Raw genomic sequence first — 15,780 nt, 5'->3', positions numbered from 1 at the left:
GAACTGCGGGCATTCAAAGGACTGGTTATGGACGGCAGGCATGACCGCCCCGTCACATCAGAAACCTCGTACCTCACGAATGAATAACCGGATCTTGTCTGCGTCCTTGATCCCTTTCGAGGCCTCTACACCGCCACTGACATCAACCGCATAGGGACGAACACGAGCGATCGCGGCACGCACATTTTCAGGACTCAAGCCCCCCGCGAGAATCACCGGCTTGGGCAGATCATGCGGCACCAACGCCCAGTCGAACGCCTCCCCCGTACCACCGGGCACACCCTCGACGAACGTATCGAGCAGAATCCCCGACGCACTGGGGTACTGCGCCATCTGCGCGGCGATATCGTCGCCGGCGCGCACTCTCAAGGCTTTGATATAAGGCCGATTGTGGCCTTCGCAGTCGGCTTGGCTTTCATCGCCATGAAACTGCAGCAGATCCAACGGCACTGATGCGAGCACCTCGCACAGCGCGTCACGTCCCGCGTTGACGAACAAACCGACGGTCGTTACGAATGGCGGTAATGCCGCTACGATCCGCTGCGCCTGCCCGATGGTGACCGCACGCGGGCTTTTTTCGTAGAACACAAAGCCAATGGCGTCCGCGCCCGCCGCGGCTGCGGCCAGCGCATCCTCGACCCGGGTTATTCCACAGATTTTGCTGCGAACGGCTGACACGTGCAGGCACCTTGGAGTGAAAAAGCGGATGTTAGCAAAAGGCTGCAAAAACAGGCGATGGAATTCCCACGCCCTTTTGCGAAGAATTATTTACCCGGCAACCATGACATCCGGCAGCCCGGAGAGAAAGTGAGGGCCTAGATAGCGCTGCGGCAGATCGAACTGCTCCGGGTACTCGACTTGCACCAGGTACAAGCCATAAGGATGCGCAGTGACCCCACCGGTTCGCCGAATACGGGTTTCCAGCACCTCGCGCGCCCACTCCACCGGCCGCTCACCTGCGCCAATCGTCATCAGCACACCGGCAATGTTGCGCACCATGTGGTGCAGAAAGGCATTGGCCCGGATATCCAGCACGATGAAACGGCCATGTTCCAGCAATTGAAGATGGTGCACCGTCTTGATCGGTGACTTGGCCTGGCACTGGCGAGCCCGGAAAGCGCTGAAGTCGTGGGTACCGACGAAATGCCGTGCGGCCTCCCGCATGCGCTGGACATCGAGAGGTCGATGATTCCACGTCACCTCTTCCGCCATATGCGCCGGGCGGATCTGGTCGTTATAGATCACATAGCGATAACGTCGGGCCATGGCACTGAAGCGCGCATCAAACTCTACCGGCATGGCACGCGCCCAGGTGACGCTGATATCCGACGGCAGGTTCATGTTCGCACCCATGACCCAAGAGTGCATGGTGCGCTCGACGCGCGTATCGAAGTGCACCACCTGACCACTGGCATGCACCAGCGCATCGGTGCGACCGGCGCAGCTCAGCGTTACCGCTTCGCCACCGGCAACCTTGGATAAAGCCTTTTCCAGGCTTTCCTGAACGGAGGGCACACCAGCACGCTGGCGCTGGAAGCCGCGATAGCGGGAGCCACGGTATTCGACACCCAGGGCTATCCTGGAAAAACCAACGGCAGCCGATTCGGCTGCCGTTGTGAGTACTGCATCAGACATGTATCAAACCAGTTTGGCGATCAGCTCACGTGCTTCCTGCTGCTGACCTTCGCTGCCCTCGGAAACCACTTCATCGAGGATGTCACGGGCACCTTCCGTATCGCCCATGTCGATATAGGCGCGAGCCAGATCGAGCTTGGTGGCGGTTTCGTCGGTTCCTGAAAGGAAATCAAATTCGTCGTCCATATCCAGATCCGCCACGCTTGCAGGCTGGCTAGCAGGGATAGAGGCCAGCTCATCGCCCCCAAGGTCGCTATCAAGGCCACTGCTCAGTTGCTCAAGCTCGGCGTTCACTTCATCCAGCTGGGCGGCGAAGCTGTCAGCAGCCGGCACGGCAGCTACTGGCTCATCGTCCAGGGACAGATCGAAATCGGCTGACAGGTCAAAGTCTGCAGACGGCTGCGGGCTCGAAGCGGCAGGCTCATCATCCAGACTGAGCATGAATTCATCTTCCAGAGCGGCGGCAGGCTTGATGTCTGCATCCAGATCCAGGCTGAAATCGGCCAGATCATCACCCAACTCCAGCGTATCGGCGCTATTGCCCGACTCCAACCCGAGATTGAAGTCCAGATCACTGGTATTTGTCGGCTCAATGCTGTCCGGCAGGGCAAAATCGCCACCCAGCTCCAGACCAACCAGCGGATCGCTATCAGCAACGGCCTTGGGCGCGTCGGCATTCAGATCGACGTCCAGATCATCCAGGCTCAAGTCGAAAGCGTCATCCAGCTCATCCAGCGCGCTCTCGACAGGGGCCGGGCTTTGCTGGCTCGGCTCGTCATCCAGCGTCAGGTCATCCAGATTGAAGCTGTCGAGGTCATCCAGCGCAGCGACACCAGCGGCAGCGCCCAAGGCGACCATGGCCGGGTATTTGGCTTTCAGCTGGTCGACACCGGCAGCAGCAGCACCGATCTCACGCAGCTCTTGTTCCTGACGGGCAAAGCCATCGCGATCACCCAACTCAGCATAAACCTCCATCAATTTCAGACGAAGGTCACTGCGCTGCGGCTCATCATTGATGGCGTTCTGCAGCAGCTCGGCTGCCTGGCTGAACTTGCCATAGGCTATGTAGATATCGGCCTCGCCAAGGGCATCAGCCGTTTGCGGTGCAATGCGCTCCTGACTTGCCTCGGTGATCGAATCATCGAGACCGGAAAAACTGTCGTCTTGAAGATCCAGGTCAGACTCAAAGACAGGTGCGTCCTGCCCTGCATCAGAAAGGCTGTTGTGCAACTCAGCCTCTTTCAGCGCGTTACGGCGCGACAGAGCCATCAGAGCGATCAGCAGTACCAACAAGGCACCACCGCCGACGATTCCGAGCAACATCGGGTTGCTCAGCACGTCATCAATCAAACTGGTCGGCTGAGGCTCTTCAGCTACCGGCGCTGGCTGCTCAGCAGGTGTGGCCGCCTCCGCAGGTTGTGCCGGCTCGCTTGGTGTTGCCTCAGCAGCAGGCGCAACTGCAGCCGGCGCTTCCTCGGCAGGAGTCGCCTCGGCAGCAGGCTCTTCGCTGTAGTTGAAATCAGGTGTTTCTGTTTCGGTCTTGGTATCTACCGGTGCAACAGCCTCCGCCACCGGTGCAACAGGGGCTTCCTCGGCTGGAGCTGCTGCGGGTTCAGCAGGAGCAGCAGCCGGTGCCTCTGTGGCAGTTGGAGCAGGCTGAGCATCCGCCAGAGCCTGAGGCGCAGACGATGCAGCAGCGGCAGCGGCTGCCTTCTGCCCCTGAGCTGCCAGGTCGGACTGCAGCTTGGCCAGCTGGTTATCCTTGAGTTCGATCAGCTTCTGCAGTTTCTCGACCTGGCTCTGCAGGTCAGTCATGCGGCTGCCCAGTTCCTGATTCTCACGACGCGTGGAATCCAGGCTTTCCTTGGTCACGGCCAACTGATCGCCAAGCGCCTTGTTGTCGCTGGCAGCTTTATCCGAAGCAGGAGAAACCAGCTTCAGGCTGTCCTTGACCTCACTCTTGGCCGGTGCCTCTCCCGCCGCGGTACGCGTGGTGGCATCCAACTGACGGACACCAGTACCGGCGGCCAGGCTACGACCTTCACGCCACGCAGTGTTCTGTTCGGCCACCTGGGCGATGGCTTCGGCCTGACTGCGACTCTTGATCTGCTGCTCATCCGGCAGGCGCAGGACCTGACCGCTTTTCAGGCGATTGATGTTGCCATCGACGAAGGCATTCGGGTTGAGCGCCTGAATGGCCAGCATGGTCTGATGCACAGAGCCGCCCTGACGCGTGCGCTGAGCGATGTCCCACAGGGTATCGCGCGAGGTGGTTTTGTATTCGTCGCTCGCGATGGGCTTGGCGGCAGGTGCTGGCGGGGTACGTGGGGCAGCAGCAGGCGCAACAGATGGCGACGGCGTAACGGGACGTGGTGCAGGCGCAGTGGTTTGCGGACGTGGTGCAGGCGCGGCCACAGGCAGTTTGGGTGCTGTAGCGAGAACCGCCTGCGGCGAATACATCGGCGGGTCCAGCAGCAGGGTGTACTCACGCAGCAAACGGCCATTGGGCCAGAGTACTTCCACCAGGAAATTCAGATAGGGCTCACGTACGGGCTTGTTTGAAGTGACCCGGATAACGCTTTTGCCGTTGGCATTGATTACCGGGGTGAACTTCAGATCGGTCAGAAAATACTGCCGGTCCACACCTGCTTTGCTGAACTCTTCGGGGGAAGCGAGTGCGGGAATGACCTCGGTGGTGCCAAGATCGCGCACCTCGAGCAACTCGATCTCTGCCACCAGCGGTTGGCTCAGCGATGACTTGAGGGTCACTTCCCCCAGCCCTAGTGCATACGCTGTACCGGAGGTAAACGCCGAAGCAGCCGCGATTGCCAGCACCAGTTTGCGAACCTGAACCATAGCGTAATCCCTTGTTTTATCTTTTTTTCTCGGTAACCGAGAGGATTTTGAAGGTCACTGCCTACCCCCGCTTAACGCGGCGCCCCGTCAGCGAACAGCCAAACCAGTATTGCCAAGCTAGAAAAATTCTTCAAATTTGGTGGTAAGTATCTTTTACAGATAGTGTTTTATCAACAACTCCGCTATTTGCACAGCATTTAGCGCAGAGCCTTTTCGCACATTATCAGACGCAATCCACAAATTGAGTTCTGCCGGGTCATCCAGCCCTGTGCGCAAACGCCCTACATAGACCTCGCCCTGACCTACTGCATCTCCCACTACCGTGGGATAGTCGGAGTTCTCTACCCGCTCGATACCGGCCTGCCCATCCAGCAACGCAGCCACAGCCGTTATATCAACGGCCTGCGCCGTTTGCAGGGATACACAAAGGCTGTCGCCAAAAAATACCGGAACTTGAGTACAGGCAGCCGCCACCTTCAAGCCCTGTATACCCATTACCTGTTTCAATTCATCGGTAATGCGCCGCTCCATATGCGCATGACCGCTCTCCTCCATACCGCCAACCTGGGCCAGTACGTTAAAGGCCACCTGACGATCAAACACTTTCGGCTCAAGCGGACGCATATTGAGCAATTCGGCAGTCTGCCTCGCCAACTCGGTAATACCCTTGCGCCCCAGACTGGAAACCGACAAGGCAGCAGTCAGCGACACCTTATGCATTTCCAGCTCGTCACGTAGCGGAGCCAGTACAGTCGCCAATGCGACCACTGCCGGGGCTGGACTGCATAGCAGGAATGGCGGCCTGGCCTCAATCAGCGAATCGCCATTGGCCTCAGGCACCAGCCGCATGGCGCGCTCCAATGGCAGCGCACCACTCAGATCGATAACCGAACACCCAGCCGCAACCGCTGCTTCGATGTGTGGCCGGGCCACATCCTCGGCTACAGCGCAGAAAACCAGTTGCACCTGAGCAAAGGAAAAATCGGTCAGCTCCCGTACACGTAGGTTCTTGCCACGAAACGACAGGGACTGCCCTGCCGACGCATTGCCAGCCAACAGATGCAGGTTACCTATAGGGAAATCGCGCTCTTCGAGCAGTTGCACGATGGTTTCACCAATGGTGCCACTGGCACCGACCACCGCAATATCGAGAGACTTGGACATCAGAACGCCTTACGCAGATAACCGAATGGGCGGCACTGTAACCGCCCCACGGCACGCAGGCAATTTGGCGCCAGCCAGGACGGCCGGCGCCAGAAGGATCAACGCTCCAGCAGGATACGCAGCATACGCCGCAGCGGCTCGGCCGCGCCCCACAGCAGCTGGTCACCAACGGTGAACGCGCCCAGGTACTGAGAGCCCATGTTGAGCTTGCGCAGACGCCCAACCGGTACGCTCAGGGTGCCGGTCACAGCTGTAGGACCCAGCTCCTGAATGCTGGCTTCGCGCTGGTTCGGCACCAGTTTGACCCAAGGGTTGTGCTGGCTGATCAGGCCTTCGATATCGCTCAGCGGCACATCCTTGTTCAGCTTGATGGTCAACGCCTGGCTGTGACACCGCATGGCACCGATACGCACGCAGAGACCGTCAACCGGGATCGGGTTCTTGTTGCGACCCAGAATCTTGTTGGTCTCGGCCTGCCCTTTCCACTCTTCACGGCTCTGGCCGTTAGGCAGCTCCTTGTCGATGTAGGGAATCAGGCTGCCGGCCAGCGGCACACCGAAGTTGTCCACCGGGAACGCATCGCCACGCATGGCTTCAGCCACCTTGCGGTCGATATCGAGAATGGCGCTGGCCGGGTTGGTCAGGTCATCGGCGACCGCCCCGTGGATGGCACCCATCTGCTTGATCAGCTCGCGCATGTTCTGCGCACCGGCACCCGAGGCTGCCTGGTAGGTCATGGCACTCATCCACTCGACCAGGCCAGCTTCGTACAGACCGCCCAGCGCCATCAGCATCAGGCTGACGGTGCAGTTGCCGCCGATGTAGTTCTTCACGCCACCGTCCAGCGACTGATCGATGACCTTGCGGTTGACCGGATCGAGCACGATGACCGCGTCATCGGCCATGCGCAGGCTGGAAGCCGCGTCGATCCAGTAGCCCGCCCAGCCGGCCTCACGCAGCTTGGGGAAGACTTCGCTGGTGTAATCGCCGCCCTGACAGGTCAGGATCACATCGAGACCTTTCAGCTCGTCGATGTTGTAAGCATCCTTCAGCGGAGCAACGTCTTTGCCCACGGCCGGGCCTTGACCACCAACGTTGGAGGTAGTGAAAAACACCGGCTCGATCAGGTCGAAGTCGCGCTCTTCCAGCATGCGCTGCATGAGCACGGAACCAACCATACCGCGCCAACCGATCAGACCTACGCGTTTCATAACAACTACACCCTAATAAAGAAGTGGACCGCTGCCAGGCGGCGGGCCGATAGATTACAGATTACGCAGGGCCTCGACCACTGCATCGCCCATCGCGACGGTTCCGACTTTGGTGTTGCCTTCCGACCAGATGTCACCGGTACGCAATCCCTGGTCCAGCACCTTGCTCACAGCCTGCTCGATGGCATCGGCCGCAGCAACGAGGGAGAAGGTGTAACGCAGCATCATCGATACCGACAGAATAGTCGCCAGCGGGTTGGCAATACCTTGTCCGGCGATGTCCGGCGCCGAGCCGTGGCAAGGCTCGTACATGCCCTTGTTGTTGGCGTCCAGCGAAGCGGACGGCAGCATGCCGATGGAACCGGTGAGCATGGACGCTTCATCCGAGAGGATGTCGCCAAACATGTTGTCGGTCACCATCACATCGAACTGCTTGGGTGCGCGCACCAGTTGCATGGCAGCGTTATCGACGTACATGTGCGACAGCTCGATGTCCGGGTAATCCTTGGCCACTTCCTCGACCACGGCGCGCCACAACTGGCTGGACGCCAGCACGTTGGCCTTGTCTACCGAGCACAGTTTCTTGCCGCGCACACGGGCCATGTCGAAGCCGACCTTGGCGATACGGCGGATTTCACTCTCGCTGTACGGCAAGGTGTCGTAAGCCATGCGCTCGCCGTTTTCCAGCACCTTGGACTCGCGCGGCTGGCCGAAGTAGATGCCACCGGTGAGTTCGCGCACGATGAGGATATCCAGGCCCGCAACCACTTCCGGCTTGAGGCTGGATGCCGCAGCCAGTTGCGGATAGAGCAGCGCCGGACGCAGGTTGCCGAACAGGCCCAGCTGCGAACGGATCTTCAGCAGACCGCGCTCCGGACGAATGGCAGGGTCGATCTTGTCCCACTTCGGACCACCCACGGCCCCCAGCAGGATGGCATCCGCCGCACGGGCACGCTCCAGGGTTTCATCGGCCAGCGGCACGCCATAGCGATCCACCGCCGCGCCGCCCAGGTCGTCATAGCTCAGCTCGAAGCCGAGGTCGAACTTGCTGTTGGCCAGCTCCAGGACCTTGACCGCCTCGGCCACGATTTCCGGGCCGATACCGTCACCGGGAAGAATCAGAATCTGCTTGCTCATACATCGTTCCTTCAACAATTCATGCCCAAGTCGCGCACCTCACACCATTAATGAGGCTTGCCACTTGCAGCTCGGTTATCTATCGGCCCACAGCACCAGCACATCGGTACTGAAAGAGCCGTCAGCGGCTATTTCGTAATACGCACGCACCTCTTCGCCGGCGGCCAGCTGCAATGCCCGAATGGCATCGCGCAGCACCTCGGGCGTCCGCATGCGCTCAACCCAGGAGCGGTATTCCAGACGCAGACGCTGACGCGCATGGCTACGCACCTGCAATCCTGCCTCGCCCACCAGGCGCAGCCACTCGCCGGCCGAATAATCACGCACATGGCTGGTGTCACGCAGCAGCTCGACAGCCTGCAGATGCGTATCGAGCAGCGGCAGGCCCGGGGCGATCACATCGACGAAGGCGGCCACGCCACCCGGTTTGAGGACGCGCCGGACCTCACGCAACGCCTGGCCGACATCACTCCAGTGGTGCGCGGAGTAACGACTGAAAACGAAGTCGAAACTCGCATCCGCGAACGGTAGATGTTCCGCCGCCCCCTGCTCCGTGCGGATGTTACCCAGGCCACGCTCGCGTGCGGCAGTCGCCACCACATCAAGCATCTGCGTCGACAGGTCATAGGCAACGACTTCGGCAACCAGCGGGGCCAGGTGAAAACTGACATGCCCGGCGCCACAGCCCAGGTCGAGCAAGCGCGCATCGCTGCGCCCGGCAACCTCGGCCTGCAGCAGGGCGAACTCGGTGCCCTGGGCATGCACGGCACTGCTCAGGTAGGCATTGGCCTGCTCGCCGAACTGCGTCGTTACCACCTGCGCATGAGACTTGTCAGTCATCTCGCCACTCCCGACTGGCCAGGCCAGCCTGCGTTACTTGATCGCGCCAAACAGCCAGGGGTTGTTCTGCTGATGACGGCCTTCGAACACTTTGATCGCATCGGCGTCCTGCAATGTCAGGCCGATATCGTCCAAGCCATTGAGCAGGCAGTGCTTGCGGAACGCATCGACGTCGAAGCGGTACTGCACGCCATCCGGACGGGTCACAGTCTGCGCGACCAGATCGACGGTCAGTTGATAGCCCTCGCTCGCCTCGGCCTGCTGGAACAGTGCATCCACCTCATCCTCCTTGAGGATGATCGGCAGCAGACCGTTCTTGAAGCTGTTGTTGAAGAAGATGTCGGCAAAGCTCGGCGCGATGATGGTGCGGAAGCCGTACTCCTCCAGCGCCCAGGGCGCATGCTCACGGGATGAGCCGCAGCCGAAGTTCTCGCGCGCCAGGAGCACGCTGGCACCTTGGTAGCGCGGGAAATTGAGCACGAAATCCTGGTTGAGCGGGCGTCCGGAGCTGTCCTGGTTCGGTTGCCCGACATCCAGGTAACGCCACTCGTCGAACAGGTTCGGGCCGAAGCCGGTACGCTTGATCGACTTGAGGAACTGCTTGGGAATGATCTGATCGGTGTCGACGTTGGCACGATCGAGCGGCGCGACGAGACCGGTGTGTTGAGTAAAGGCTTTCATGTCGGGTCTCCTCAGGCCTGCATCAGTTCACGAACATCGATGAAACGACCGGTCACCGCCGCTGCGGCAGCCATGGCCGGGCTGACCAGATGGGTGCGACCACCGGCGCCCTGACGCCCCTCGAAGTTGCGGTTGGAGGTCGAGGCACAATGCTCGCCGCTGCCCAGCTTGTCGGGGTTCATCGCCAGGCACATGGAGCAGCCTGGCTCACGCCATTCGAAACCGGCCTCGATAAAAATTTTGTCCAGCCCTTCCTGCTCGGCCTGCTGCTTGACCAGCCCCGAGCCCGGTACGACCATCGCCTGCTTGACCGTGGCGGCGACCTTGCGGCCCTTGGCCACCTCAGCCGCGGCGCGCAGGTCTTCGATGCGCGAGTTGGTGCACGAGCCGATGAACACGCGATCCAGCTGGATATCGGTGATCGGCTGATTGGCCGTCAGGCCCATGTACTTGAGCGCGCGCTCGATGGAATCACGCTTGACCGGATCGGCTTCGACCGCCGGGTCCGGCACACGTTGATCGACAGCCAGGACCATTTCCGGCGAGGTGCCCCAGCTGACCTGTGGCTTGATGTCTTCGGCGCGCAGCTCGACCACGGTGTCGAACACCGCATCGGCGTCGGATACCAGATCGGCCCAGGCCGCGACAGCCTTGTCCCAATCCTCGCCCTTGGGCGAATACGGACGACCCTTGACGTAGGCGATGGTCTTTTCATCCACCGCCACCAGGCCCACGCGCGCACCGGCTTCGATGGACATGTTGCAGATGGTCATGCGCCCTTCCAGCGACAGCTCGCGAATCGCGCTGCCGGCGAATTCCAGGGCATGGCCGTTGCCGCCGGCAGTACCGATCTTACCGATCACGGCGAGGACGATGTCCTTGGCCGTCACGCCAACCGGCAAGGTGCCTTCGACACGCACCTGCATGTTCTTCATCTTTTTGGCCACCAGGCACTGGGTCGCGAGCACGTGCTCGACCTCCGACGTACCGATGCCATGGGCCAGCGCACCGAATGCACCGTGGGTCGAGGTGTGCGAATCACCGCAGACCACGGTCATGCCCGGCAGGGTCGCGCCCTGCTCGGGACCGACCACGTGAACGATGCCCTGACGCACGTCGTTCATCTTGAATTCGAGAATGCCGAAGTCATCGCAGTTCTCGTCCAGGGTCTGCACCTGAATGCGTGACACTTCGTCGGCGATCGCTTCATTCCCGCCCTGGCGCTCTGCCTTGGTGGTCGGTACGTTGTGATCCGGCGTGGCAATGTTGGCGTCGATGCGCCAAGGTTTGCGCGCGGCCAGGCGCAGTCCCTCGAAGGCCTGCGGCGAAGTCACTTCGTGAAGGATCTGCCGGTCGATGTAGATCAGCGACGAACCGTCGTCGCGACGTTTCACCTCGTGCATGTCCCAGAGCTTGTCGTAGAGGGTCTTGCCGGCCATCTGCTATGTCCTCATCAGGTCGTTTCTATGCAAAGGGTCAATAGCCCTTCTGCTTATGGGGCCATCCTAGGGGCTTGCAATTAATAACTCCAATTCATATTTTTCATCCATTGGATAACCGACAGGAATCTAGAAATGGATCTGGCCAACCTCAATGCCTTTATTGCCATCGCCGAAGTGGGCAGCTTTTCCGAGGCAGCCGAGCGCCTGCATCTGACCCAGCCCGCCGTCAGCAAACGCATCGCCGGCCTCGAGCAGCAATTGAACATGCGCCTGTTCGACCGCCTGGGTCGCGAGGTAAGCCTGACCGAAGCCGGGCGCGCCCTGCTGCCCCGTGCCTACCAGATTCTCAATGTCCTGGACGACACGCGCCGCGCCCTGAGCAACCTGCGCGGCGAAATCAGCGGGCGCCTGACCCTGGCCACCAGTCACCACATCGGCCTGCATCGCCTACCGCCGCTACTGCGTGCCTTCACCCGTGCGCACCCGCAGGTGGCCCTGGATATCCAGTTCCTCGACTCGGAAGTGGCCTACGAGGAAATCCTCCATGGCCGCGCAGAGCTGGCAGTCATTACCCTCGCCCCGGAAACCCGTGAACCGGTACGTGCCGTGTCCGTGTGGGATGACCCGCTGGATTTCGTCGCCGCCCCGGAACATCCACTGGTGCGCATGGGCCCGGTCACCCTGGCCGATGTGGCGCTGCATCCGGCGGTATTTCCCGGCGACAACACCTTCACCCATCACATCGTGCGCCGGTTATTCGAAGGCGAAGGCCTGACCCCCAACATCGGCATGAGCACCAATTACCTGGAGACCATCAAGATGATGGTTTCCATCGGCCTGGCCTGGAGCGTGCTACCCCGCACCATGCTCGACGAACAGGTTACGCGCCTGGCGCTGGCCGATATTCAGCTGCGCCGCGAGCTGGGCTACATCGTGCACACCGAACGCACCCTGTCCAACGCAGCCAAGGCATTCATGGCCCTGCTCGACGAGCAACGAACAGGCCTTGCTTACGCAGCACGGACAAGGCTAACTTGAGGCCATAACGATAAGAAAAAGGCCCCAGGCATGCCTGCACGCCACGCTGTAAATATCTATTCCCATTCTCATGCAGAACGCGCACAGGATCATTCATGAGCCGTTCCAATGAGCACATTCCGCCCCTGCCCTTCATCCCGGCACTGGACCCTGTCGAATTCGAACAGGCCTGGCAGGATGCACCTCATCTGCTGGCGGCCCTCAACGGCGCCAAGCTTGGCGCGTGGTACTGGGATATCGAAAGCGGCGTGGTCAACTGGTCACGCGGCGCCCAGGCGCTGTTCGGCATCGACCCCCGACACCCGCTGCGGGAAAAAATCGACTACATCGAACTGATCCCCGAAGAAGACCGTGCCGACATCCTGAGCCTGTTCCGCCAGGTATTGGCTGGCAACCCCAGTAACCGCCCCTTCCGTCATCGTATTCGCTGGCCCGATGGCAGCCTGCATTGGCTCGAGGTCAGTGGCAGCCTGCAAAGAGATCAGGACGGCAAAGCCCGCGTCTTTGGCGTCATTCGCGATTTCACCCATCAGCGTTTGCACGAAGAGGCCCTGGCCAGCTCCGAACAACGCTTTTCCAGCCTGTTCCAGATGAGCCCGGAAGTGGTCCTTCTGGTGCGTTACGCCGACGGTGTCATCACCGAGGCCAACCAGCATTTCGAAGCCCTGTTCGGCTGGAAAAGCACCGAAGCCATCGGCCGCTCCCCCAGTGACCTCAATATCTGGGTGAGTTCGCAGGATCGCCTCTTCATGCGTGAACAGGCGCCACAGTTGGAAGGCCCGCTGACGCAAGAGGTCCAGCTGCGCACCCGCACCGGTCATATGCTGGAAGGCCTGCTCAGCAGCCAGCACATCGACCTCGACGGCCAGGCCTTCCTGCTCTGCACTTTCGTCGACAACACCGAACGCAAACGCGCCGAAGCGACCCTGCGCGCCAGCGAGGAGAAGTTCGCCAACGCATTCCGCCAAACGCCGGATGCCATGGTCATCACCGACAAGGCCAGTGGACGCTTCCTCGAAATCAACCCGGCCTTCGAGCGCCGCTTTGGCTGGAACAAGGCCGAGGCCCTTGGCCGTACATCGCTGGAGCTGGGTATCTGGAGCTCGCCGGATGATCGGCAACGGCTGATCGATGCCATGCAGCAAGGCGGCAGCTGCAGCAACCTGGAGGTCAAGCTCTTCAGCCGTGACAGGACCCTGAGCTCCAACCTGCTGTTCGGCAGCCAGATCGAAATCGACGGTACGCCCTGCCTGGTTCTGACCGTTCGCGACATCAGCCGCGAACGCGAGCAGGAACAGGCCCTGCGCGACAGCAAGGAACGCCTGACCCTGGCCCTGGACTCGGCCAACCTGGGCACCTGGGACTGGCACATTCCCAGCGCCATGCTGTACGGCTCGGAACGGGCCGCTACCCTGCATGGCCTGGAGCCCGAGCCCTACCATGGCGACTTCGGCGCGTTCTTCCGCCTGGTGCCCGAGGACGACCAACAGGCCATGCGCCACGCCTACAGCGAGCTGGTGCATGGCAAGCGCGACAACTACCAGCTGACCTATCGCATCGCCCTGGGCAGCGGTGAAATGCGCAGCCTGGAAAGCACCGCCAAACTCTACCGTGACGAACAAGGCCAGCCGCTGCGCATGTCCGGCATCATCATGGACATCACCGAGCGCATGCACCGCGAACAGCGCCTGGCGGCTTCCGAGGAAAAGTTCGTCACACTGTTCCAGGCCAGCCCGGAGCCCATCTGCGTCTCGCGGATTCGCGATGGTGTCTTCATCGAGATCAACCCCAGCTTCACCCAGACCTTCGGCTGGCAACCCGAACAGATCGTCGGCCAGAGCGCGCCCGCTATCGGCTTCTGGTGCGACGAAGCCCAACGTGTGGCCCTGCTCGCCAAGCTCACCAGCAGCCATGGCCTGAACAACGAGATCGCGCGCTTCAATACCCAGGACGGTCGGGAGCTGAGCTGCGTGCTCTCCAGCCGCTTCATTCGCGTGGAGCGCCAGCTGTGCATCACCACCACCTTCCGCGATATCACCGAACGCCAGCAGGCTGAAGCAGCCCTGAAGGCCAGCCAGGAGAAATTCGCCAAGGCATTTCACTCCAGCCCTGACGCCATCACCATCACCGAACGCGACAGCGGGCGCTTCATTGAAGTCAACGAAGGTTTCTGTCGCCTCACCGGCTACCAGAGCGACGAGGTCATTGGCCGCAGCTCCTACGAACTCAATGTCTGGGCCGACCTGCAGGAACGCGACAAGCTGCTGGACAAGATCACCCGCGGCGAACGCATCCATCACCTGGACATGCATGGCCGGCACCGCGACGGCAGCTCTCGGCTGGTCGAGGTCTCGGTCGAACCCATCGAGCTGAATGGCATCCCCTGCCTGCTGCTCACCGCCCGCGATGTCAGCGACCTGAAACATGCGCAAGCCCAGGTACAGCACCTGGCCTACCACGACTCGCTGACCAACCTGCCGAACCGCGCCCTGCTGATGGACCGACTGGTCCAGCAGATCGCCCTGCTCAAGCGCCACGACCTGCATGGTGCCTTGCTGTTCATCGACCTCGACCACTTCAAGCACATCAACGACTCGCTCGGCCATCCGGTGGGCGATGCGGTGCTGAAGATGGTGACCGCGCGCCTGGAAGCCAGTGTGCGCCAGGAAGACACCGTGGCCCGCCTGGGCGGCGACGAGTTCGTCGTGCTGGTTTCCGGGCTCGAAGGCAAGCGCTCGGAAATCACCCGCCAGGTGCGGATGATCGCCGAGAAACTGCGCAATCTGCTGGCCGACCCCATGCACCTCGACGGCCATCGCCTGCAAGTCACGCCGAGTATCGGCATCGCTCTGATACCCGATCACGGCGACAACCCGACCGACCTGCTCAAGCGGGCCGATATCGCGCTGTATCGCGCCAAGGACTCGGGCCGCAACACCATCCAGCTGTTCCGCACCACCATGCAGGCTGCTGCCAGCGAACGCCTGCGCCTGGAAAATGACCTGCGCCAGGCGCTGACACGCGGCGAGTTCGAGCTGCACTTCCAGCCCCAGGTGGACGCGCGCGACGGCCGAGTAATCGGTGCCGAAGCGCTGCTGCGCTGGTGCCACCCGACCCTCGGCCCGCAGTCCCCCGCCCAATTCATCCAGGTGCTGGAAGAAAGCGGCCTGATCCTCGAGGCCGGCGCCTGGGTACTCAACGAGGCCTGCCATGCCGGCGCGCAATTGCTCGCCGATGGCCTGGCCAGTCGCAACGAGTTTCGCCTGTGCGTGAACATCAGCCCGCGCCAGTTCCGCCAGAACAACTTCGTCGACCTGGTGGAACGCTGCCTGAAGGCCAGCGGCCTGCCAAGCAACCTGCTCAAGCTGGAAATTACCGAAGGCATCGTCATCCAGAACATCGATGACACCATCGCCAAGATGCACAAGCTCAAGCGAATCGGCGTGACCTTCGCCATGGATGACTTCGGCACCGGCTATTCGTCGCTGACCTACCTCAAGCGCTTGCCAGTGGACGTTCTGAAGATCGACCAGTCGTTCGTCCGCGACGCCACCAGCGACCCCAACGATGCCGAGATCATTCGCGCCATCGTCGCCATGGCGCGCAGCCTTAACCTGGAAATCATTGCCGAAGGCGTCGAACAGCCGGAGCAACTGGCATTCCTGCTGCAACAGGGATGTCACCTGTACCAGGGCTATCTGTTCAGCAAGCCGATTCCCTTGAACGACTTCCGCGCCCTGGTGCAGCACAACCGGGAGCAGCACGGCGCACCATAA

Annotated in this window: 11 protein-coding genes; 2 read left to right on the top strand and 9 right to left on the bottom strand. The window is 61.1% G+C overall.

Features of this window, described 5'->3' with window-relative positions:
* Nucleotides 1-57: 57 nt before the first annotated feature.
* The 9 genes from ACWPW0_RS08250 to leuC all read right to left on the bottom strand — a co-directional run bounded on the left by ACWPW0_RS08250 (nucleotide 58) and on the right by leuC (nucleotide 10,963).
* A complete protein-coding gene (locus tag ACWPW0_RS08250; protein WP_454255003.1) occupies nucleotides 58-678 on the bottom strand; it encodes a phosphoribosylanthranilate isomerase in 621 nt (206 codons plus the stop codon).
* Nucleotides 679-768: 90 nt separating this feature from the next.
* Nucleotides 769-1,635: a tRNA pseudouridine(38-40) synthase TruA gene (gene truA, locus ACWPW0_RS08245; RefSeq protein ID WP_447590818.1), complete on the bottom strand. Its 867-nt coding sequence runs from the start codon at nucleotides 1,633-1,635 to the stop codon at nucleotides 769-771.
* A gap of 3 nt (nucleotides 1,636-1,638) precedes the next feature.
* Entirely contained in the window at nucleotides 1,639-4,491 is a 2,853-nt protein-coding gene (locus ACWPW0_RS08240) for a FimV/HubP family polar landmark protein (RefSeq protein WP_454255002.1), read from the bottom strand.
* A gap of 153 nt (nucleotides 4,492-4,644) precedes the next feature.
* Nucleotides 4,645-5,655 carry an aspartate-semialdehyde dehydrogenase gene (locus ACWPW0_RS08235; protein WP_454255001.1) on the bottom strand — a complete coding sequence of 337 codons (1,011 nt, stop codon included), beginning with the start codon at nucleotides 5,653-5,655 and terminating at the stop codon, nucleotides 4,645-4,647.
* Between the two features lie 98 nt (nucleotides 5,656-5,753).
* A complete protein-coding gene (gene asd / locus ACWPW0_RS08230; protein ID WP_454255000.1) occupies nucleotides 5,754-6,866 on the bottom strand; it encodes an aspartate-semialdehyde dehydrogenase in 1,113 nt (370 codons plus the stop codon).
* Between the two features lie 54 nt (nucleotides 6,867-6,920).
* Nucleotides 6,921-8,003 (bottom strand): 3-isopropylmalate dehydrogenase, encoded by a 1,083-nt coding sequence (gene leuB / locus ACWPW0_RS08225; protein ID WP_454254999.1) that lies wholly within the window; start codon nucleotides 8,001-8,003, stop codon nucleotides 6,921-6,923.
* A gap of 75 nt (nucleotides 8,004-8,078) precedes the next feature.
* Entirely contained in the window at nucleotides 8,079-8,843 is a 765-nt protein-coding gene (locus ACWPW0_RS08220) for a class I SAM-dependent methyltransferase (protein ID WP_454254998.1), read from the bottom strand.
* Between the two features lie 33 nt (nucleotides 8,844-8,876).
* The gene (gene leuD / locus ACWPW0_RS08215) at nucleotides 8,877-9,524 is read right to left on the bottom strand and encodes a 3-isopropylmalate dehydratase small subunit (protein WP_447590812.1); all 648 of its coding nucleotides are present in this window, start codon (nucleotides 9,522-9,524) and stop codon (nucleotides 8,877-8,879) included.
* Nucleotides 9,525-9,535: 11 nt separating this feature from the next.
* Nucleotides 9,536-10,963 (bottom strand): 3-isopropylmalate dehydratase large subunit, encoded by a 1,428-nt coding sequence (gene leuC / locus ACWPW0_RS08210; protein ID WP_447590811.1) that lies wholly within the window; start codon nucleotides 10,961-10,963, stop codon nucleotides 9,536-9,538.
* Between the two features lie 135 nt (nucleotides 10,964-11,098).
* On the opposite strand from leuC, the gene ACWPW0_RS08205 reads away from it, so the two are divergent.
* Both ACWPW0_RS08205 and ACWPW0_RS08200 read left to right on the top strand, forming a co-directional pair.
* Complete coding sequence (locus ACWPW0_RS08205) at nucleotides 11,099-12,004, top strand: LysR family transcriptional regulator (RefSeq protein ID WP_447590810.1); 906 nt, start codon at nucleotides 11,099-11,101, stop codon at nucleotides 12,002-12,004.
* A gap of 95 nt (nucleotides 12,005-12,099) precedes the next feature.
* Entirely contained in the window at nucleotides 12,100-15,780 is a 3,681-nt protein-coding gene (locus tag ACWPW0_RS08200) for a PAS domain S-box protein (RefSeq protein ID WP_454254997.1), read from the top strand.

The sequence above is a fragment of the Pseudomonas sp. Marseille-Q8238 genome, from assembly GCF_965111915.1.
The sequence above is the reverse complement of the archived record's forward strand: the minus strand, read 5'-3'. Positions and strand labels throughout refer to the sequence as shown.